Origin of the sequence: Streptomyces sp. UG1 (genome assembly GCF_049974585.1) — a bacterium.
In the GTDB taxonomy this organism is placed as follows: domain Bacteria; phylum Actinomycetota; class Actinomycetes; order Streptomycetales; family Streptomycetaceae; genus Streptomyces.
This window is the reverse complement of the sequence record NZ_JBNGGG010000016.1, coordinates 56,773-77,328: the sequence shown is the minus strand read 5'-3', so window position 1 is coordinate 77,328 and position 20,556 is coordinate 56,773. Positions and strand designations below refer to the sequence as shown.

Genomic DNA, 20,556 nt, shown 5'->3' with positions numbered 1-20,556 from the left:
AGCCCGCGCGGCCCCGCCCCGGTCAACCGAATTTCACACCCGTGACCGGTACAGCCCGAACCCCACGACCCGCGCCGCGGCACGCGAACCGGTCACCCGCACCCGCCACCGCCGCGCCCGCACCGGCGCCGCCAGCAGCAGGATCCGGCTCGCGCCGATCACCCCGGCCCGGGTCACCTCCCGCCAGTCCCCGTCGCGCTGCGCCTCGACGACGAAGCTCTCCACCTGCTGCCCGTACCGGATGTCCTCCGCGAGCCGGATCCGGTCCACCTCGCGCTCCCGGCCGAGGTCGACCGTGACCCGGCCCGGCGAGACGGTGGTCCGGGCGTCGCGGGCCAGGTCCTCCGGAAGTTCGCGGTCCACGCGCTCGCGGAACTCCCGCAGCCGCGCCACGTCGGCGGCGGGCAGCAGGCCGTCCGGGTCCGGCGGGATGTTCAGCAGCAGCACCGAGTTGCGGCCCACGGACCGGAAGTAGATGTCCGTCAACTGCTCGACGCTCTTGGGCTGCTGGTCGGCGTGGTAGAACCAGCCGTCGCGGATGGAGACGTCGCATTCGGCGGGCCACCACTGGAGATAGTCCGCCATCGGCCGCGCCTCGGCCAGGGCGGCGCGGCTGCCCATGTCGGCCGCGTCGTAGGCGAGGGCGTAGTCGGTCCGGCCGTAGTCCTTCTCCTGTACCGGTACGACGCTCCACTCGTCCTCGCGCGCCAGCCCGCCCTCGTTGCCGACCCAGCGCACGTCCGGGCCGGACACGGCGATCACGGCGTCGGGCGCGAGCGAGCGCACGAGGGTGTACCAGCCGTCCCAGTCGTACTTCTCGACCTTGTCCGGCGGGATATGGCCCTGCGCTCCGTCGAACCAGACCTCTTCGATCGGCCCGTACTCGGTGAGGACCTCGTAGAGCTGGTTGAGCATATGGGCGCCGTAGTCGGTGGCCGGGAGGGTGTACGACCTCGGGGGTGTGCGGTCGTCGCCCTCGACGAGGGTGGGGATGGTGCGGTCGGCGCGGGCGCTGCCGTTGGCGTAGACGCCGTGGAGGTACTGGTTCTCGTCGGCCGGTGAGATGTAGACGCCGACCTTGATGCCGTACCGGCGCATGGAGTCGGCGAAGGAGCGCAGCACGTCGCCCTGTCCGCCCTGCCAACTACTCGACGCCACGGTGTGGTCGGTGTAGCGGGAGGGGTAGAGCACGAAGCCGTCGTGGTGCTTGACGGTGAGGATGGCGAGCTGGAAGCCGCCGTCGCGCAGGGCGCGGGCCCACTGGTCGGTGTCGAGGCCGGCCGGCTGGAACACGTCCGGGTCCTCGTCGCCGGTGCCCCACTCCAGTCCGGTGAAGGTGTTCACGCCGAAGTGCAGGAACGCGGTGCGCTCCAGGCGCTGCCAGGCGATCTGCCGTGCGGTGGGGCGGACCTCGGAGGCCTTGCGGACGAGGTCGGCCTCGGTGTCGTCGGGGCTGACGGGGATGCGGTAGTGGGGGTCCTGTGGGGCAGGGGCTGTGGCCGCGAGGGCGGGTCTGGTGGCGCCCGTCGCGGCGAGGACGGCGGCTGTCGCGACGAAGACGCGTCGGGAAACGGCCATGGGACGACTCCTCGGGTCAGGGTCCTCAAGTCAGTTGCTCAGGTGCCATACGGCGGGCGTGCGCCGGTCCGGCGGGTACTGCGCGAGCCGGCCGTCGTCCGTGACGCTCACCGTCATCCGGGTGATGGCGTTGACGAGGCGGTAGCCACCGGGCGCGGGCTCCAACTGCCAGCGCTGGAGGGTGTTCCCGGCGTCGCACGTCTGCGGTGCCGCCTCCGCACCGGGCTGGAGCGGCACGTTCAGCGTGAGCTTTCCGCCGCGGATCTCGAGGCACCCCTCGGCCGTCCGTACGGTCGCGTAACCGTCGTCCGTGCGTTTGATCTCGGCGTCGAAGGCCGGGTGACCGTCCGTACGGAAGGTGTACGAGCCGTCCGGCACCGGCACCCGGGTCAGGTCCCGCCATCCCGGCGCGTGGCCGACGGCCGTGCCGCGCGCGCCGAACTCGGCGTACGTGGCGTCCGGGTGCGGATCGCCCCAGGTGGCCTGGGCGATGTGCCGCAGCGCGGGCCACAGGGCGACGGCGACCTCGTTCTCGGTCTCGCCCCGGCCGTTGTCGGGCCAGAGGCTGATCTTGGCGCCGGTGATGCCGTCGGCCGAGGCGAGCTTCTCGCCCTCGAAGCTGCGCGGGTCCCAGCTCTGGTCGTACAGCTCCTCGGTGTCGCTGTGGAAGCCGCCGCGGACCAGGTAGAGGGCGTAGGCGGCGTTCATCACCGGATAGCCCTGGGCGCGCAGTTGCCCCGGCTTCGTGGCCACGTTCAGCCAGTGCTCGACGGTCGTTCCGGCGGCCACCGGGACGGTGTTGGCGCCGGTGAGCCCGTCGTTCCAGATCCGCAGCTTCTTGCCCTTGCCGGCCGCGTAGGCGTGGACGCGGTTGACGAAGTCGATGAACGCGTCCTGCGGGGTCGCGTCGGGGCCGTACCGGTCCTGGGCGTACTTCAGGATCTGCGGGTACTTGGCGAAGTCGGAGCCGAGCATGTACTCGTCGGCTCCCATGTGCCAGGAGGTCGACGTGAACACCTCGGCGTACTCGTCGATCAGGCTCGTGTAGTAGGCGAAGGCCTCGGGCCGGGTGATGTCGAGGCGCGAGGGCTGCTTGGCGCCGTCGGAGTCGGTGAGCTGGAGGTCGGGGCGGTTCTCGATCCACGGGTCCATGTGGCCCGGGGAGTTGATCTCCGGAATGATCTCGACGTGGTACTTGTCGCCGAGCGCGACGAGCCGGCGGATCTCGTCCTTGGTGTAGTAGCCCCAGGTGTTGGCCTCGGGGTGGGCGTCGCTCTTCACCTTCAGCTCGAGGAGGAGCTGGTTGAGCTTGTGGTACGCCATCTCGCGGACCAGGTTCTCCAGCCAGGGCAGGGAGATGTGGACGTAGCAGGCGCAGACGCCGACGCCCCGCTCCTTGTAACGCGGCACGTCGACCGTGCGGCCGGCGGGGATGCGGTCGCCCTGGGCCAGGAGCTGGAGAAGGGTGCGGGTGCCGTAGAAGGCGCCGGTCTCGGTCGCCGCGGTCACCGACAGCCGCTTGCCTGCCCGGAGTTCGTAGCCCTCGGCACCGAGGGAGGTACGGGAGGGCTGTACGTCGATGACGATGTCGCCGGGGCGGGCGGTGCCGGGCACGACGGGTACCGTGCCGTGGCCCGCGTCGCGCAGGTCGTCGGCGAGGGTGTCGGCGACCCGTCGCTCACTCGCGCCGTCGGCCACGAGGCGGGCGGAGCGTTCGAAGGTGTAGCTGCCGGACGCCGGTGTCCAGGCGGTCAGGGCGGGCACGGTGACCGGTGTGGCCGGCTCCTCCCGCGCGACCGCCGGGAACGGTGCCGTGAGCAAGAGCGTCAGGGCCGCGAGGACTCCGACCGTTCTCCAGCGTCTCCTCATAAGAACACCCCCATTCATCGGATGTCTGATCATTGAGCTGCCCCCAGGGGCTGTCAATGGGAGACGAGCAGGGTCGGCCTGCCTCATTGATCGGATGATGCGCAGGTCAGCGAGGCCGTGCGGACGAGGGGCGGTGCGAAAAGTCCAAGAAGAGCCTCGCGAATATCCAAGCCCGACACCCTCTCGACGCCGGGCCCGCCGCCCGGCAGAGTGCTGCTAGATACTCGCGAGTAATCCTGAGGAGCGCCCGTGACAAGCTGGGTCGGCCGGACCGCCGCCGAGATCGCCGTCGCCGTACGCGAGAAGCGGGCCACACCGCACGAGGTCGTGGCCGAGCATCTCGCCCGGATCGAGCGGCTCGACGGCCGCGTCGGCGCGTTCCGGGTGGTGCGGGCCGAGGCGGCGCTCGCCGAGGCCGACGAGGTGGCCTCGCGTGCCGACCTCGCCGAACTGCCACTGGCCGGAGTGCCGGTGGCCGTCAAGGACAACCTCGCGGTGCGCGGCGAGTCCAACCGCATCGGCTCCGCGGCGACGCCGGACACCCCGGCCGACCACGACCATGTGACCGTGGCCCGGCTGCGGGCGGCCGGCGCGGTGGTCGTGGGGCTGACGAACGTCCCCGAGCTGTGTGTCTTCGGCACCACGGAGGGCGTCCACGGCACCGCCCGCAACCCGTGGGACACCTCGCGCACGGCGGGCGGCTCGTCCGGCGGCAGCGCGGCCGCCGTCGCCGCGGGCATGGTGCCGATCGCCCTCGGCAACGACGGCATGGGCTCACTGCGGATACCGGCGGCCAACTGCGGCCTGGTCACGATCAAGCCCGGCTCCGGCGTGGTCCCGGCCGGCATAGGCGACGGCGACTGGTTCGGCATGTCGGAGAACGGGCCCCTGGCGACGACGGTCGAGGACGCGCGCCTGATGCTGTCGGTCCTCGCCGACACCGAGGTCGTACGCCCCGACGCGCCGGGCACCCTCAGGATCGCCGTGTCCCTGCGCAGCCCGCTGGCCGGGGTCACCATCAGCAGGCCGTACACGGCCGCCGCCCGCGAGGCCGCCGCGCTGCTCATGAAGGCCGGTCACCAGGTACGGCGCGCCGACCCGCCGTATCCGATGTCGCTTGGGGTCACGTCGCTGGCCCACTGGACCGCCGGCACCTCCGTGGACGCCCAGGCCCTGGACCCGGGCCGGCTCACCCGCCGGACCCGGGTGCACGCCACCGTCGGCCGGCGCTTCGTCGACCGGGTGCGGGCCGGCGAGAGCCGGGAGGAGCTGCGTCGGCGCATGGAGCCGTTCTTCGCCGAGTACGACGTGCTGCTCACCCCGGCTCTCGCCCGCCGCTCCCCCAGGTCCGAGCCCTGGCACGAGCGGGGCTGGCTGCGGAACGTCATGGCCAACACCAACTACTCGCCACTGACGCCGCCGTGGAACCTCACCGGCTGGCCCGCGATGGCGATCCCGTGCGGCACACTGCCGTCCGGCGCCCCCACCGCCGTACAACTGGTCGGGCGGCCCGGCGCGGAGGCCCGACTGCTGGCGCTGGCGGAGCGGATCGAGGAACTGCGTCCGTGGCGTCGGACGGCGCCGCTGGATTAGGCCCTACTTCTGAGTTCCCCGTCGTCCGCGCGCAGGCGGGGACCTCGGAGCAGGCCCTAGGCAGACACGCCCGGTGCCGTCGTCGCGAAGGGCCCCTGGCCCGTGAACGCCAGCCGTGCGAAGCGTTCGCCGATGCGGCGGTGGGTGGCGGCGTCCGGGTGGAGGCCGTCGGGCAGGGGCAGTTCGGCGGAGTCGGTCGCGCCGTAGAGGTCGCGGCCGTCGAGGTAGTGCAGGTTCGGGTCGTCGGCCGACCGCTGCTTCACGATGCGGGACAGCTCGTCCCGGATGACGCCCAACGTCAGCTTGCCGCTCGCGCGCTCCGCCGGGTCGCCCAGGGCGACGAACCGCAGCCGTCCGCTGCCGAGCCCGCTGAAGTCCGGGGCGCAGGGGCCGGGCGTGTCCTCGTGGATGGGGCAGAGGATGGGCGAGACGACCAGCAGTGGGGTCGTCGGGTGGCCCTCGCGGATGGTGTCGAGGAAGCCGTGCACCGCGGGTCCGAAGGCGCGCAGCCGCATCAGGTCCGCGTTGACCAGGTTGATACCGATCTTGAGGCTGATGAAGTCGGCGGGCGTGTCGCGCAGGGCGCGGGCGGTGAACGGGTCGAGCAGGGCGCTGCCGGCCAGGCCCAGGTTGATCAGCTCCACGCCGCCGAGGCCGGCGGCGAGCGCGGGCCAGATGCCGGTGGGGCTCGCGGCGTCGGAGCCGTGGCTGATCGAACTGCCGTGGTGCAGCCACACCTTGCGGCCCGGGTCGTGCGCGGGCTCGACGGGGGCGTCGGTGCGCAGGGCGATCAGTTCGGTGATCTCGTTGTGCGGCAGCCAGATCTCGACGTCCTTGGCGCCGTCGGGCAGCCCGGCGAAGCGGACGGTGCCGGGCCGGCCGGTCCGGTGCTCGGCGGTGCCGGCGACCATGTCCACCGTCACGACGTTTCCGCTGGTCACGGTGGACTGTCCGGCCGGGCGGCCGTCGACGATCAGGTCGTACACGCCGTCCGGGCGGGGCGGGGCGCCCACATAGCTGCGTTTGGTGGGCAGGGCGTCCAGTTCGATCGCGGTGGCGCGGGTGCGGAAGGCCAGCCGTACGCCGGAGGTCTGCGACTCGGCCGTGGCCAGTTGCTCGTCGGCGCTCTGGGCGCGCGCCCGGGCGGGCAGCCGGTGCGGCAGTACGCCGTGCTCGGTGCGCTCGACGTCGAGGGCGCCGCGCAGGAGGTCGGCGGTGACGGGTGTGGTGATCCAGTCGTGGTCGGTGTCCATGTCCTCAGCCTGTTGATCAAGGGGTGGGCTCGGTGGGCCAGTTGCGCAGCAGGGCGTCGAGGGCGTCCAGGATCCGGGTCCAGCTCTCCTCGGAGTCGGGGGCGCTGTGGCTGAAGCCGCCCGCCAGCTCCATGCTCGCGTAGCCGTGGAAGACACTGCCCAGCAGCCGTACGGCGTGTGTCGCGTCCGGCTCCGTGAGGTCGTAGCCGCGCAGGATCGCCCGCGTCATCTGCGCGTGCCGGACGCCGGCGCTCGCGGCCGCCGTCTCGGGGTCGAGCCGCATCCGCGCGGCGGCGGCGCGGCCGGGGTGCTCGCGGGCGTAGTCGCGGTAGACGTTCGCGAAGGCGACCAGGGCGTCCTTGCCGGCCCGCCCGGCCACCGCGTCGGCGGCCAGGTCGGCCATCTCCTCCAGCGCGAACAGGGCGATCCGGGTCTTGAGGTCCTGGGAGTTCTTGACGTGCGAGTACAGGCTCGCGACCTTGACGTCGAACCGCCGGGCGAGCTCCGACGCGGTCACCTGCTCGAAGCCGACCTCGTCGGCCAGCTCCGCGCCCGCCTGAACCAGGCGTTCCGTACTCAGCCCCACGCGTGCCATAGCCATCCTCTCGCTTGCCATAAGCGAGTATGCATCTACCTAAACTCTTTAGGCGAGTAGAGAGGCCTTAAGCCATCCGGCTACAGGGCTCGGTACATGATGTGCAGCCCCACCCGACCGTGCCGGGGGTGGTCGTACGCGTGCGGCACCGTGCCGAGGATCGTGAAGCCGAGGGAGGTCCACAGGGCCACGGCCGGGTTGGTCTCGACGACGGCGTTGAAGACCATGCCCCGATAGCCGTCGGCCTTGGCCGCGGCCAGGATGTGTTCGGCGAGGGCACGGCCGATGCCGCGGCCGACGTGACCGGGGTCGACCATGAAGCCCGCGTTGGCGATACGAGCGGCGGGGCCACCGTAGTTGGGGGTGACATAGGCGGAGGCGACGACGGCTCCGGCGTCGTCCTCGACGACGTAGACGCGCTTGGCCGGGTTCATCCACAGGGCCCGGGCGGCGTCCTCGGAGGTGTCGGGGTCCCATGCGTAGGTCTCGCCGGCGGCGACGATGCGGTGCCAGAAAGGCCAAATCCGCGGCCAGTCGTCGGCCGCGGCTTCTCTGATCAGCATGGGCGTGAGTCTCGCACGCCCATGCGGACGCGATCGCGGAGGGCTCTGCCGCGTCAGTCGACGCTGGGCAGGATGTGGGGCTCGGCGAGGTCGTCCTCGTACCCCGCCAGACGGATGGGGGCGGACCTGGCCCACACGTCGAGACTTCCGATCTCCTTCGACCGGCGGCCCGCGCGCTCCGCGCGTTCCTTGGGGCGCTGCTCACGATTCGTCTTCTCAGGTGTCACCGCGCACTCCTTCTGTGTCGGATCACCCTCGGGGCGGGCCGGTCCAGTCTGCGGTCCGGCACCTGACGCCCGCTCGGGTATTACTCAACGTCGGCTCGGACGCGGTGGCGCCGGATAACTGGTGTGAGAGCAGGCCGTTGTGCACCGGCTTGTCCCGGGACGGACCATGGGTGTGGGTTGGGACCCTGTAGTGCTGTCCGTCCGCTACAGATTAACCAAATGAGCGGACGTCCGCTCGATGGGGCTGCAAACAAGCTGTAACTATCGGGAGTCGACCGGTTTTCATTGGCCCACTATCTCCGGCTTCTTCCTTAATGTGCCGTTTACACGTCACTCGTTCGGCTCAAACGGCGTCGTGCCCCCCGCTCGGGGCCACAGGACGCCGCGCAGTTCAAGTCCCGTTGGCCGATTCGCAAGGCGGCCATGATCTGCTGTCGCACGGCAACGGCTTGTCCGGCGGGAGGACTGACGCATGGAGCTGCGCAGTGTCGAAGAGCTGATGGATCTGCTGTACGCCTGCCGGGGCACCCGGGACGCCCCGGGCCTCGGGAGTACCCGAGTCGATCTCCACCAACACGCCCTGCAGACGGCCGCGCTGCTGCGCCGAGTCCGCCCCGCCGACAAGGAACTCCAGGTCGCGGGGCTTGTTCATGCCATCGGCCCGCTGCTGCGCCCCGGCGATGCGGGCCGGCATTGCGACTGCGCGGCGGACGCGGTGCGGCCCCTCCTCGGCGAACGGGTCTCCCGCCTGGTCCGCGACCACAGCCGGGCCCGCGACGCGGCCGACGACGACCTGCTGCGCCTGCGCCAGGCCGACGAGGAGGGCCGCAGCGCGGAGTTCGACGCCGGGGTCCTGGAGGACTGGCGGGCGGTACTGGAACTGGTGGCGGCCAGGAACTCGCCGCTCGGGGCTGTCAACTGACGACCCGTCATGAGACCGTACGGCGATGACGTCGTCGTACGGTCCGCAGGGCAGGGGCGCCGGCCTTCAGGGCAGGGCCGCCATCGTCACCGGCGCCACACGGGGCATCGGCCACGCCGTCGCCCGGCAACTGGCCGCCGCCGGAGCGCGGGTGTGCGTGACCGCGCGGGATGCGGCCGAGGTGCGGCAAACGGCCGCCGAGCTGGGCGGGGTCGGGGCGGCGGGCAGTGTCGCCGACCCGGATCATCCGGCGTCGGTCGTGGAGCTGGCCCTGCGCGAGTTCGGCCGGATCGACGTGATCGTGAACAACGCGGCGACCAACCTGCCGTACGGCCCGCTCATGGACATCGACCCGATGGCGTGGCGCGAGGCGTTCACCGTGAACGTGGAGGCGCCGCTGCGGCTCGTACAGTGCGCCTGGCGGGCGTGGATGCGCGAGCACGGCGGCTCGGTGGTCAACGTCGGCACGGAGGGCGCCGCGCATGTCGGCCCCAACGTCGGCGCCTACGGCACCAGCAAGGCGGCCCTCCTTCATCTGACCCGGCAGCTCGCGGGCGAACTGGCCCCGAGGGTGCGGGTCAACTCGGTCTCCCCCGGCCTGGTCCGCACTCGGATGGCGCGGTTCGTGTGGGAGCGGGACGAGGAGGAACTGGCCGCCGGGCTGCCGCTGGGGCGCATCGGGGAGCCGGAGGACGTGGCGCGGGCGGTGCTGTGGCTGGCGTCGGACGCGGCGCAGTGGGTGACGGGGGCGGATCTGCTGGTGGACGGGGGGACGCGGGTGCGTGCCGCGGCGGCAACAACGGCGTATGCGGTTCATGAGCGGCTACGGGCACACGGGCCGGACCGGGGACGCGGGGCTGTGTAGACCCCACGTCCCGGGGCTGCGTCCCTCTCACGAGCCCGGCTCACGCGGGCAGTGCCCCGCTCTGTGCCGCCTTGCGGTGGCGTGCGGTCAGGCGGGAGCCGGACTCGCGGCGCGCGGCGCGGCGCAGGAGGGGGATGGCGAGGAGGAAGCCGAGGACGGCCCAGGCGGTCAGCACCAGGGCGACCCTGGACAGCTCCCATGAGCCGGCCGCCTCGGCGGCCCGTGCGGCGTCCGGCAGCAGCGTCGAGCGCAGGCCCTGGGCCATCCACTTCAGCGGGAACACGGCGGACACCTGCTGCACCGCCACGGGCAGCGAGGTGATCGGGAACACCACTCCGGAGGTCATCAGCAGCGCCATCACGGGCAGCATGATCAGCGCCAGAGCCTCCCGCGGGTTGGGCAGCACGGCGCCGATGGCCGCGCCCAGCGGTACGACGGCGAGCAGCCCGAGGGTGGTCACCCACAGCAGCGTCAGCCAGGCGCCCGGCCCGCGCGGCAGCGGCCCGTCCGCCAGCAGCGCGGCGGCCCCGAGCAGCAGCGCCAAGCTGCCGATCGCCATGGCGACCACCAGCACGCACTTGGCGACGAGATACGCCGTGATCCCGCCGGGCGTGGCCCGCATCCGCAGCAGGACGCCCTCCTCCCGCTCGGTCACCAGCAACTGCGGGAGGTTGATCAGGCCGACCTGGAAGAGCAGATAGGCGGCGAAGCCCGCGACCACCAGATGGGCCATGGGAGCTCGGGTGCCGGGCACGTCGCTGCTGACGAAGGCGGCGATCACGATCGCGACGACCACGTTGCTCACATGCCCGGACATCTCCTTGGGGTTGCGCAGGAGGTGCCGCAGCTCGATGCCGCCGCGGCGCAGGCCGACCCGCAGGCCGGGGCGGAGCGGTCTCCGGTCCGCCCCGACCTCCTCGTCGATCCCGTTCGTCACGTGTGCGCTCCTCATGCGGCCTGCGTCTCCTCGTCCACGACCTCGTCGGTGCCGTCGCCCTCCCGGTGCACCATGTGCAGATAGGTGTCCTCCAGCGTCGGGCGGCGGACCTCCAGGTCGGCGATCGGGCCGGGCGCGGACCTGTGCAGTTCCCAGACCAGCTGGGAGGGGTCCGCGGTGTGTTCACGCCGGTGCGTGCCGTCGGTGGCCGTCCAGCGGACCTCGGCCTGAGCGGCGGCGCGGCGGGCCAGTTCCGCCGGGGAGCCGCAGGCCCGGATCCGGCCGCCGACCAGCATGGCGATCCGGTCGGCGAGCCGCTCGGCCTCCGCCAGGTCGTGGGTGGTGAGCAGGACGGTGACGCCCTCGTCGCGGGCCAGCCGTTCGACCAGGACGTGGAACTCGCGCCGCGCCTGAGGGTCGAAGCCGGTGGTCGGCTCGTCCAGGAAGAGCAGCTCGGGGCGGCCGACGATGCCGAGCGCGACGTCCAGCCGCCGGCGCTGGCCGCCGGAGAGCCGTTCCACCTGCCGGTCCGCCTGGCCGGTGAGGCCGACCAGGGCCAGCAGTTCGGCCGGGTCGCGCGGGTCGGGGTAGTACGTCGCGAAGTGCGTCAGCAGCTCGGCGACCCGCCAGCGACGGTGGTCGCGCCAGGACTGCAGGACCAGTCCGATGCGGCCGCGCCAGGCGTCGTCGCCCCGCGCCGGGTCCACTCCGAGGACGACGGCCTGACCGCCGGAGCGCTGCCGGAAGCCCTCCAGGATCTCGACGGTGGTGGTCTTCCCCGCGCCGTTGGGGCCGAGCAGCGCGAAGATCTCGCCGCGGTGGATGTCCAGATCGACGCCGCGCAGGACGTCGACATCGCCGTACGCCATGGTCAGCTCGCGTACCTGGATCACGGGTCGGCCGCGGATGCGCCCGGGCGTCGTCATCGTCCCGCCTCCGCGTGGGACTGCCCCTGGGCCGCCCCGGTCGCGGGACCGGCGCTGTCGACGATCGCCCGGAGCGCCGCCACATGTCCCTCGAAGGCGGTGCGGCCGCGGTCCGTCAGCCGTACCTTCGTACGGCGGCTGCGGCCGCCGCCCTCCTTCTGGATCTCCAGGTATCCGGCCTCCTGCAGGGTGTGCAGTTGCTTGGAGAGCGCGGAGTCGCTGAGCGAGAGGCTGTCGCGGATGAACGCGAAGTCCGCCCATTCGGTGGCGGCGAGCAGCGCGACCACCGACAGCCGCGTGGCGGGATGGATCAGCTCGTCGAAGCCGGAGGGGGTGCTCATCGGCCCGCCTCTTCGTCGGCCGAGCGCTCGCCCCGCCCACGCACCGAGTCGGCCGCCCAGCGGTTGGCCGGGCCGAGGCAGAGCAGGTACACGACCACCGCGGCCGTGGCCTGGATCGGGCCGGCGTACATCGGCCCCAGCGGATCGGCCAGGTAGCTCGCCAGCACGATCGTCCCCGCGACCAGCACCGCGCTCGCGCCGAACGCGGCCCACGTCCGCCCCGTGACCCGGGACCGGTGCACTTGCATCCGGCTCCTGCGGCTGCTCCAGACGATCAGCCCGATCAACAGGCCGATGTAACCGGCGAAGAACAGCCCGGCACCCCACAGGGGCAGGTCCAGGCCCACGCCGGCCAGGAACACCCACATGGCCGCTGCCATGCCGTAGGTCATGCCGCGCCCGCCGGACGTGGAGCGCTCGAACTCGTCGTACACGCGCTCCTGCGGCACCCGGATACGTTGCAGATCTTTCCAGGCCTGTTCGGCGTCCACCGGTGTGCTCATGCCATCGCCTCCCCCGAGGAGTCTTTACTTTCCCAACAGGAAAGCTACCGCCTACTTTCCAGGCAGGCAAGTCGGGGGGCGATGCGATGGTGGATGTCGGGCCGCTACCACTTGCCCGGCGCGTAGTCCTTCAGGAAGACCCCGTACACGTCCTCCCCCGCCTCGCCCCGCACGATCGGGTCGTAGACCCGGGCCGCGCCGTCCACCAGGTCGAGCGGGGCGTGGAAGCCGGCCTCGGCCAGGCGCAGCTTGTCGTAGTGGGGGCGTTCGTCGGTGATCCAGCCGGTGTCGACGGAGGTCATGAGGATGCCGTCGCTCTGGAACATCTCCTGCGCGCTGGTCCGCGTGACCATGTTCATCGCGGCCTTGGCGGCGTTGGTGTTCGGGTGACCCGCGCCCTTGTAGCCGCGGCCGAAGACGCCTTCCATCGCGGAGACGTTCACGACGTACGCGCGCCCGCTCGTCGCCTGCTGCGCCGCCTTGGCCATGACCGGGCGCAGCGCGCTGATCAGGATGAAGGGCGAGGTGTAGTTGCACAGCTGGGTCTCGAGGAGTTCCACCGGGGAGATCTGGTCGATGGTCTGCACCCAGGTGTTGGTGTCGACGACGTCGGGGACCAGGCCGCCCGCGTCGATCGCGGTGCCGTCCAGGTGCCGCTCGACGCTGGCGTTGCCCGCGACGAGGGCGAGGTCGGCGACCTTCTGGGCGTCGAGGCCGCTGGTGCCCAGGGGCAGCGCGGCGAGGCCGTCGACCGCGCCGGAGTTGAAGGCGCCGATGACGTGGTGGGCGGGGAGTTCACCGGCGGGCAGCGGGGCGCTCTCGCCCTCGACCAGGGCGGCGTAGGCGGAGGGCAGGCGGCGCACGGTCTGCGTGGCGTTGTTGACGAGGATGTCGAGCGGGCCCGCCTCGGCGACCTGCTCGGCGAGGGCCACGGCCTGGGCCGGGTCGCGCAGGTCGATGCCGACGACCTCCAGGCGGTGCATCCAGTCCGCGGAGTCGTCCATCGCCTTGAAGCGGCGGATGGCGTCCTTGGGGAAGCGCGTGGTGATCGTGGTGTGCGCGCCGTCGCGCAGCAGCCTGAGCGCGATGTACATGCCGATCTTGGCGCGGCCGCCGGTGAGCAGGGCGCGCTTGCCGGTGAGGTCGGCGCGGGCGTCGCGCTTGGCGCGGTTCAGGCGGGCGCAGTCGGGACAGAGCTGGTGGTAGAAGTAGTCGACCTCGACGTACCGGGTCTTGCAGGTGTAGCAGGAGCGCGGGCGCTGGAGTATCCCCGCGACCCTGCCCTCCTCGGTGCTCGACGACGGCAGCAGGCCCTCGGTCTCGTCGTCGATGCGCCGGGCGGACCCAGTTGCCGTGGATTCGGTGACCGCTCGGTCGTGGGCGGTCTTGGCGGCCCGGCGCTCCTGGCGGCGGCGCTGCTTGACGGTGCGGTAGATGCCGGCGGTGGCCCGGCGCACGGCGACGGCGTCGGGGTGGTCGATCTCCAGCTTGTCGAGTTCCTCGAGCACGCTGAGGCAGACGGCGAGCCGCTCCGGGTCGATACCGGGCCCGTACACGACCTCGTCCGTGGTCGCCGCCGAGCCGTCCTCTGTCACCGTCATCGCCGCTGCCGTTCCCTGATCACCCGCGGCGCTCCGGTCGCGCCCGCTTTCGAACGCGGAATTCTACGGAGCGCCGGGCGACTCCTCCAAAACTCGTCGGGGTCAAGGAGCGCAGGCGGTGATGAGCGTCTCCACCTCCTCGGACACGGCCCTGGCCAGCACGTCGAGGTCCGGTACGGCCGCGGCGTCGGCGACGAGCCCGTAGTGGACGCGCCCGCGGTACGTCGAGATCGCGATCGCGAGGGACTGACCGCGTGCCAGCGGCGCGAACGGGAAGACCTCGGTGACCTGATGGCCGCCGAGCTTCAGGCCGATGCCGGGCAGCGGCACGCTGGTGACGAGGATGTCGAACCAGAGCCGGGCGGCCCCGCCGACCAGCGGTCCGCCGAGCCGGTGACCGAGCGCCGGGACGTGGTCGGCGAGCAGGGCGACGGCGCCCGCGCCCCGGTTGGGGCCGGCGTCCTTGTTGCGGTCCATGGCGGTGCGGACCGTGGCCAGGCGGCGCAGCGGGTCGGCCTCGTCCACCGGGAGCCGTATCAGGTAGCCGGAGAGCCGGTTGCCCTGGGGATGCGCGGTGCGCGGCCGGCGTTTGGAGACGGGGATCAGGGCGCGGGGCGCGACGCCCTCGCTGCCGTCGCCGCGCTCGTCGAGCCAGCGGCGCAGGGCGCCCGCGACGACCGCGATGAGCACGTCGTTGACGGTGCCGCCGACCGCCTTGCGGATCACGTGCACGTCGTCGAGGTCGACGACGACCCCGGCGGTACGGCGGGTGCCGCTCGGCTCGGCGGCCAGCGCGGCGGACGAGCGCATCCCCAGCGTCGACACGGCGACGGAGGCGCCGATGTCCAGGGCCCGGCCCGCGTCGGACAGGGCGCCGCGCACCAGCCCCGGCAGCCTGCGCACATCGGGCAGACGGCTGCGCGCGGGCTCCTCGGGGCGGGCCTTGCGGGCGGGCAGGTCCATCGGGTCCAGGACGGCGGCGGCGAGCGTCAGCGCCCGCAGTCCGTCGGCCAGGGCGTGGTGGAACTTGAACAGCACCGCGAACGACACACCGTCCTCGCCGGGCAGCACATGCGCCTCCCACGGTGGCCGGCCGCGCTCCAGCGGGCGCTCCATGAGCCGGCCCGCCACCGCCTGGAAGTCGGCGGTCGGGGCGTGCAGCCGGACGTGGTCGAGCGGGTCGAAGTCCGGGGCGGGCTCGCGGGTGGCGCCGCCGAAGGAGAGCGGCTGGAGCAGGGCGCGCGGCTGCCATGCGTCCCGGATGCGCATCCGCAGCCCCGGAACGGCTGCGGCGCGCGCGGCGAGCAGGTCGGCCGCGTGGGCGCCGGCGGTCGGCGAGTGCGCCGCGAAGACACCGAGGGCCCCCAGGTGCATGGGGTGTTCCGCGGACTCGATGTTCCAGAACGCCAGGTCGAGAGGTGCGAGCAGGTCAGAAGTCAATGGCTTGCCTCGCGTCGACGACGGGTGGATCAGAAGTCAATCGCCCTGAAGCGATTACGGTCAAGTACGATCAAGCTACGCACAGTTAACAGCAGATTAAGTCCCGCCCCTCGTGAAAGGGGCGGGACTCATGGTGCATATGAGGTCACTTCACCACGGGAAGCGGCACCGGGCATCCCGAGGGAGTCACCCGGGAGGCGTCACGGATCAGCGCCTCATGAGCCGCCCTCAGCCGTGCCGCGTCCGGTTTCAGCACCGCGCGGTCGTAGGTCAGGAGCCCGTTCAGCTCACCCTCGACATCCGTGATCTGGGTGTACACGGCGCCGTTGCTGCCCCGGCAGACCAGGGCGCGCACCTCGTCGAGCTTGGTGAGGTAGTCGTCGGTGTAGGTTGCCGGGTCGACGTCGACGTACGACTGCTGCACCGACCAGGCGTGCCCGGGCACCGCGAGGCCGAGGCCGCCGTACTCGCCGCTGACCAGTGCCCGTTCGCCGTCGGGGCGCGGTGGCAGGGCCGGGCTCGGATAGCCGTGCTCGTCCATGATGTCGCCGGCGTTGCCGTCGTCCCCGAGGTTCAGCCCCGACTGGCCGTTGACCAGCCGCGTCGGATCCCACGCTTTCGCCTGCTCGGCGATACGGCCGATGTCGTACTGCCCCCACCCTTCGTTGAACGTCACCCACATGACCACCGACGGGCTGCTGATGTGCTCGTCGATCATCTGCTTCATCTCACGCTCGTACTGCGCGCGGGCCACAGCGCTCGGGTTCACCCCGGCGGTCATCGAGGGCATGTCCTGCCACACCAGCAGACCCAGCCGGTCGGCCCAGTGGAACCAGCGGTCCGGCTCTACCTTGATGTGCTTGCGCACGGCGTTGAAGCCCAGCTCCTTGTGCGCCTTCAGGTCGTAGGCGAGGGCCTCGTCGGTCGGCGCGGTGTGCAGCCCGTCCGGCCAGAAGCCCTGGTCGAGGGTGGCCATCATGAAGATCGGCTCGCCGTTGAGGACCGTGCGCGGGACCCCGTCGATCTTCTCGACGGCGATGGAGCGCATGCCGAAGTAGCTGCCGACGCGGTCGGCGCCGACGGTCACCTCGAGGTCGTACAGGAACGGATCGTCGGGCGACCACAGGTGCGGGTCGGGGAGGGTGAGCGTCAGTGGCTGCCCGGTGCGGCCGCTCGCGGTCGCCACCTCGCGCCGTCCGTCGTACGCCGTCGCCGTGACGGGTACGCCGTCGCGCACGCCCTGTGGCTCGACGGTGAGCGTGCCCGCCTCGACGTCCGGGGTGAGCTTGAGGCCGTCCGCATGGTCGCGGGCGACCGGCTCCATCCACACCGTCTGCCAGATGCCGGAGGACGGGGTGTACCAGATGCCGCTCGGGTCCAGGCGCTGCTTGCCGAGCGGCGGGTTCTCGCCGCCGGCCGCGTCGGTCGGGTCGTACACGCCGACGATCAGCTCCTGGGTGCGGCCGGGCTTCAGCGCGTCGGTGATGTCGGCGCTGAACTTGTCGTAGCCGCCGGTGTGCTCGGTGACCTTGGTGCCGTTGACGTACACCTCGGTCCGCCAGTCGACGGCGCCGAAGTTGAGCTTGAGGCGCTTGCCGGAGCCGATGCGCCAGTGCGCCGGGACCGTGAAGGTGCGGCGGTACCACATGCGGTCCTCGTGGCGTTGGACGCCGGAGAGCTGGGACTCGACCGGGTACGGGACGAGGATCCGCTCGGCGAGGTTCCTGCCGACCGGGGGCCGCTCGCCCTCCTCGGCCGCCGCGAACTGCCAGCGGCCGTTGAGGTTGCGCCAGGCCTTGCGGGTGAGCTGGGGGCGCGGGTACTCGGGGTGGGCGTTGCCCGGGCCCACCTCGTCGGCCCACTTCGTGCGCAGCTCGTGGGTGGAGCGATTGGGGCCGCTGCTCAGGAAGGCCTTGACAACGTTGCCGTCGGCGCCGGTGAGGCCGCCTTCGCCGTCGTAGCGGACGTCGGCCGTGCCGCGTGCCGTGCCGGTCTTGTTGCCGACGACCGGCTCCTTCAGCGCGACGAGGAGGGCCTTGGAATCGGCCGGGTCGACCCTGGCGGACCCGAGGGGCCACGCCGCGCCGCCGATGACCGCCTTCAGGTGGTCGGTGACGCCGGCCGGGGGTGCGGCGAGGGTGCGGGCGAAGTCGAGCTTGAGCGTACGGCCGTCTGTGAGGACCGTGGTCGCGATCGCCCCGTCGTAGTCGTAGCCGTCGGGGAGGCGGAACGCGGACTGCGGCACGGGTTCCTTGGAGCCGCCGGGCTCGGTCCAGCGCAGGTGGAGGTTGGAGCCGCCGTAGTGCTCGAAGTACTCGACCTTGATGTCGTAGGCGGTGCCTGCGGTCAACTCGACAGGCGCCGCGGTCTGGTCGCGGTCCCAGTCGTCGACCCAGTGGTCGATGGCGAGCCTTCCGTCGATCCAGAGGCGGAAGCCGTTGTCGCCGATGATCGAGAAGGTGTGCGCGCCGGTCCGCTCCGGCACGACCTTTCCGGTCCAGCGGACGCTGACGTCGTCCGCACGGCCGGTGGTGAAGGCCAGGCGCGGCTCCAGGTTGTCGAAGTCGAGGTCGGGGTCGAAGGCGGTCGCCTTGAGCTCGTGGAAGTCGAAGGCGCCGGGGGCGGACTGGGTGTAGTACTCGCCTTTCAGACCGTGGATCTCCACGGGGTCGTCGGCCGCGGCGGGGGCGGGGGTCGCGGTCAGGCCCGCGAGGCCGAGGGCGCCGGCGAGGAGGAACACAAGTCGGTTTCTGAGCCGTCGTGTGTGCATAGAGCCTCCATAACAACGTTGTCATGGACAGTAGTTGGCATGACACCACGGAATGGACGCCCCTGGAAGGGTGGCCCGCCCCGCGGCGGGCCACCCGTGCCGTCAGCCCGCTAAGGCACCCGCTGCCCCTTCCCCAGCGCGATCACCCCGCCCTTGGAAACGGTGTACAGCTCCGCGTCCCGCTCCGGATTGACGCCGATCGTCGCGCCCGGGGGCACCTCGACGTTCTTGTCGAGCACCGCGCCCCGCACCACCGCGCCCCGCCCGATCCGCACGTTGTCGTGCAGCACCGCCCCCTGCACCACCGCCCCCGGGTCGACCACCACCCCGGGCGAGAGCACGGACCGCGTGACCTGCCCCCGGATCAGGCAGCCGGCGCTGATGATGGACTCGCTGGCCATGCCGCCGGCGTTGAAGCGGGCCGGGGAGAGCTGGTTGGAGTGGGTGTAGATGGGCCAACTGGTGTTGTAGAGATTGAAGGCGGGCCGCTCGGCGATCAGGTCCATGTGGGCGTCGTAGTACGCGTCCAGGGTGCCCACGTCCCGCCAGTAGCCCCGGTCCCGGCTGGTCTCGCCGGGGACGTGGTTGGCGCTGAAGTCGTAGAGCTGGGCCTCGCCCCGGTCGGTGAGCTGGGGCAGGATCGAACCGCCCATGTCGTGCACGGAGTTCTCGTCCTCGGCGTCCCGCTGGAGCGCCTCGACGAGGGCCTTGGTGGTGAAGATGTAGTTGCCCATCGAGGCGAAGACGGTCTCCGGGTCGTCGGACAGGCCAGGCGGGTCGGTGGGCTTCTCCAGGAAGCGCTCCACGGTCAGTCCGTCCGAGCCGGGGCTGATGACGCCGAAGGACGAGGACTCGACGCGCGGGACGCGGATGCCCGCCACCGTCACGCCCGCACCGCTCTCGATGTGCTGGGCGAGCATCTGGCGCGGGTCCATGCGGTACACGTGATCGGCGCCGAACACCGCGACGTACTCGGGGCGCTCGTCGTAGATCAGGTTCAGGGACTGCAGGATCGCGTCCGCGCTGCCGAGGTACCAGCGGGGTCCGAGCCGCTGCTGGGCCGGGACCGGGGTGACGTAGTTGCCGAGCAGGCTGGACATCCGCCAGGTCGTGGTGATGTGCCGGTCCAGGGAGTGCGACTTGTACTGCGTGAGCACGCAGATGCGCAGGATGTCGCCGTTGACGAGGTTGGAGAGGACGAAGTCGACGAGGCGATACGTTCCTCCGAAGGTGACCGCTGGTTTCGCGCGGTCCGTGGTCAGGGGCATCAGGCGTTTGCCTTCCCCGCCCGCGAGTACGATTCCGAGCACCGAAGGTCCGCCACGACGCATGGCCGCTCCCCTCACCGTGGTTGATCCCAGCCTGCCCCTGAGCAGCGCGCGCTATGCCTGTTTGAGGATCTCCCGGTACAGCCGGACCGTCCGCCGCGCCACGGCGTCCCAGCCGAACTCCCCCACCGCGCGCTCCCGTCCGGCCTCGCCCATCCGGCGGGCGGTCTCCGGGTCGCCGATCACCGAGTCCAGCGCCCGTGCGAGGCCGGTCTCGAAGTCGTCGTCGAGCGGAACGAGCAGGCCCGTCTTGCCGTGGTCGACGACCTCGGGGATGCCGCCGACCCGCGAGGCCACCACGGGAGTCCCGCAGGCCATCGCCTCCAGGTTGACGATGCCGAGGGGTTCGTACACCGAGGGGCAGACGAACACGGCGGCGTGCGTGAGGAGTTGGATCACCTCGGGGCGCGGCAGCATCTGCGGGATCCAGTGCACGCCCTCGCGGACCCGGCTCAGCTCCTGGTAGAGGTCGCGGAACTCCTGGTCGATCTCGGGGGTGTCGGGCGCGCCGGCGCACAGCACGACCTGCGCGGCCGGGTCGATGCGCCGGATCGCGCGCAGCAGATGGGGCACGCCCTTCTGGCGGGTGATGCGGCCGACGAACAGCACGTACGGGCGGTCGGCGTCGAGGCCGAAGCGGGCGAGGACGTCGGTGCGGTGGTCCGGCCGGTACAGGGTGGTGTCGATGCCGTTGTGCACGACGTGGACGCGGGCCGGGTCCAGTGCCGGATAGCAGCCGAGGATGTCCTCGCGCATGGCGCCGGAGACGGCGACCACAGCGTCGGCGGACTCGACCGCGGTGCGCTCGGCCCAGCTCGACAGGGCGTAGCCGCCGCCGAGTTGCTCGGCCTTCCAGGGGCGCAGGGGCTCCAGGGAGTGGGCGGTCATCACGTGCGGGATGCCGTACTGGAGCTTGCCGAGGTGACCGGCGAAGTTGGCGTACCAGGTGTGGGAGTGCACGAGTTCACGGCCTTCGAGGCCCGCGGCCATGGCGAGGTCCACTGAGAAGGTGCGCAGCGCGTCGTTGGCGGTGTCCAGGGCGGACCAGGGGCGGTGGCGTACGACGCCGACCGCGCGGCCCTCACCCCAGCAGTGCACCTCGAGGTCGACGAGGTCCCGCAACTCGCGGGCGAGGAACTCGACATGGACGCCCGCGCCGCCGTACACGTCCGGCGGGTACTCCCGGGTCAGCAGTCCCACTCGCACCCGGAACCCCCTGTTCTCAGCGGCTGGTTGCCCTTTCAT

At 71.7% G+C, this 20,556-nt stretch carries 18 protein-coding genes; 3 read left to right on the top strand and 15 right to left on the bottom strand.

Annotated features, from left to right (window positions below; translation table 11 throughout):
• Positions 1–33 precede the first annotated feature (33 nt).
• The gene (locus ACP4J3_RS19400; protein ID WP_426535998.1) at positions 34–1,578 is read right to left on the bottom strand and encodes an alpha-L-fucosidase; all 1,545 of its coding nucleotides are present in this window, start codon (positions 1,576–1,578) and stop codon (positions 34–36) included.
• Between the two features lie 30 nt (positions 1,579–1,608).
• Positions 1,609–3,465: a family 20 glycosylhydrolase gene (locus ACP4J3_RS19395; protein ID WP_426535996.1), complete on the bottom strand. Its 1,857-nt coding sequence runs from the start codon at positions 3,463–3,465 to the stop codon at positions 1,609–1,611.
• Positions 3,466–3,696: 231 nt separating this feature from the next.
• Here ACP4J3_RS19395 and ACP4J3_RS19390 point away from each other — a divergent pair, with 231 nt between their 5' ends.
• Positions 3,697–5,040, top strand: coding sequence for an amidase (locus tag ACP4J3_RS19390; protein ID WP_426535994.1), 1,344 nt, complete (start codon positions 3,697–3,699; stop codon positions 5,038–5,040).
• Between the two features lie 56 nt (positions 5,041–5,096).
• On the opposite strand, the gene ACP4J3_RS19385 is transcribed toward ACP4J3_RS19390, so the two are convergent.
• The 4 genes from ACP4J3_RS19385 to ACP4J3_RS19370 form a co-directional block, all read right to left on the bottom strand.
• Complete coding sequence (locus ACP4J3_RS19385) at positions 5,097–6,293, bottom strand: GDSL-type esterase/lipase family protein (RefSeq protein WP_426535992.1); 1,197 nt, start codon at positions 6,291–6,293, stop codon at positions 5,097–5,099.
• A gap of 16 nt (positions 6,294–6,309) precedes the next feature.
• Complete coding sequence (locus tag ACP4J3_RS19380; RefSeq protein WP_426535990.1) at positions 6,310–6,888, bottom strand: TetR/AcrR family transcriptional regulator; 579 nt, start codon at positions 6,886–6,888, stop codon at positions 6,310–6,312.
• Between the two features lie 80 nt (positions 6,889–6,968).
• Positions 6,969–7,451, bottom strand: a complete 483-nt coding sequence (locus ACP4J3_RS19375; RefSeq protein WP_426535989.1) for an N-acetyltransferase family protein — start codon at positions 7,449–7,451, stop codon at positions 6,969–6,971.
• Between the two features lie 53 nt (positions 7,452–7,504).
• Positions 7,505–7,678: a hypothetical protein gene (locus ACP4J3_RS19370; RefSeq protein ID WP_426535988.1), complete on the bottom strand. Its 174-nt coding sequence runs from the start codon at positions 7,676–7,678 to the stop codon at positions 7,505–7,507.
• Positions 7,679–8,150: 472 nt separating this feature from the next.
• On the opposite strand from ACP4J3_RS19370, the gene ACP4J3_RS19365 reads away from it, so the two are divergent.
• Together ACP4J3_RS19365 and ACP4J3_RS19360 are read left to right on the top strand one after the other, a co-directional pair.
• A complete protein-coding gene (locus ACP4J3_RS19365; RefSeq protein WP_426535987.1) occupies positions 8,151–8,600 on the top strand; it encodes a hypothetical protein in 450 nt (149 codons plus the stop codon).
• Between the two features lie 25 nt (positions 8,601–8,625).
• The gene (locus ACP4J3_RS19360; protein ID WP_426535985.1) at positions 8,626–9,465 is read left to right on the top strand and encodes an SDR family oxidoreductase; all 840 of its coding nucleotides are present in this window, start codon (positions 8,626–8,628) and stop codon (positions 9,463–9,465) included.
• 40 nt (positions 9,466–9,505) lie between these two features.
• Here ACP4J3_RS19360 and ACP4J3_RS19355 read toward each other — a convergent pair whose 3' ends face one another.
• The 9 genes from ACP4J3_RS19355 to glgA form a co-directional block, all read right to left on the bottom strand.
• Positions 9,506–10,402, bottom strand: a complete 897-nt coding sequence (locus ACP4J3_RS19355) for an ABC transporter permease (protein ID WP_426535983.1) — start codon at positions 10,400–10,402, stop codon at positions 9,506–9,508.
• A gap of 11 nt (positions 10,403–10,413) precedes the next feature.
• Complete coding sequence (locus ACP4J3_RS19350; protein WP_426535981.1) at positions 10,414–11,328, bottom strand: ABC transporter ATP-binding protein; 915 nt, start codon at positions 11,326–11,328, stop codon at positions 10,414–10,416.
• Entirely contained in the window at positions 11,325–11,669 is a 345-nt protein-coding gene (locus tag ACP4J3_RS19345) for a transcriptional regulator (protein ID WP_426535979.1), read from the bottom strand. The genes ACP4J3_RS19350 and ACP4J3_RS19345 overlap by 4 nt, the downstream gene beginning before the upstream one ends.
• Positions 11,666–12,172, bottom strand: a complete 507-nt coding sequence (locus ACP4J3_RS19340; RefSeq protein WP_426535977.1) for a hypothetical protein — start codon at positions 12,170–12,172, stop codon at positions 11,666–11,668. Before ACP4J3_RS19340 ends, ACP4J3_RS19345 begins: the two co-directional genes overlap by 4 nt.
• 104 nt (positions 12,173–12,276) lie before the next feature.
• On the bottom strand, positions 12,277–13,773 hold the full coding sequence (locus tag ACP4J3_RS19335) for an SDR family NAD(P)-dependent oxidoreductase (RefSeq protein WP_426535975.1): 1,497 nt from the start codon (positions 13,771–13,773) through the stop codon (positions 12,277–12,279).
• 102 nt (positions 13,774–13,875) lie between these two features.
• Positions 13,876–15,213: a wax ester/triacylglycerol synthase family O-acyltransferase gene (locus tag ACP4J3_RS19330; RefSeq protein ID WP_426535973.1), complete on the bottom strand. Its 1,338-nt coding sequence runs from the start codon at positions 15,211–15,213 to the stop codon at positions 13,876–13,878.
• 145 nt (positions 15,214–15,358) lie between these two features.
• Entirely contained in the window at positions 15,359–17,983 is a 2,625-nt protein-coding gene (locus ACP4J3_RS19325; protein WP_426535971.1) for a PA14 domain-containing protein, read from the bottom strand.
• A 110-nt stretch (positions 17,984–18,093) separates the two neighbouring features.
• Complete coding sequence (gene glgC, locus ACP4J3_RS19320; protein WP_426535969.1) at positions 18,094–19,314, bottom strand: glucose-1-phosphate adenylyltransferase; 1,221 nt, start codon at positions 19,312–19,314, stop codon at positions 18,094–18,096.
• Positions 19,315–19,365: 51 nt separating this feature from the next.
• Positions 19,366–20,517 (bottom strand): glycogen synthase, encoded by a 1,152-nt coding sequence (gene glgA, locus ACP4J3_RS19315; protein ID WP_426535967.1) that lies wholly within the window; start codon positions 20,515–20,517, stop codon positions 19,366–19,368.
• Between the last annotated feature and the right edge of the window lie 39 nt (positions 20,518–20,556).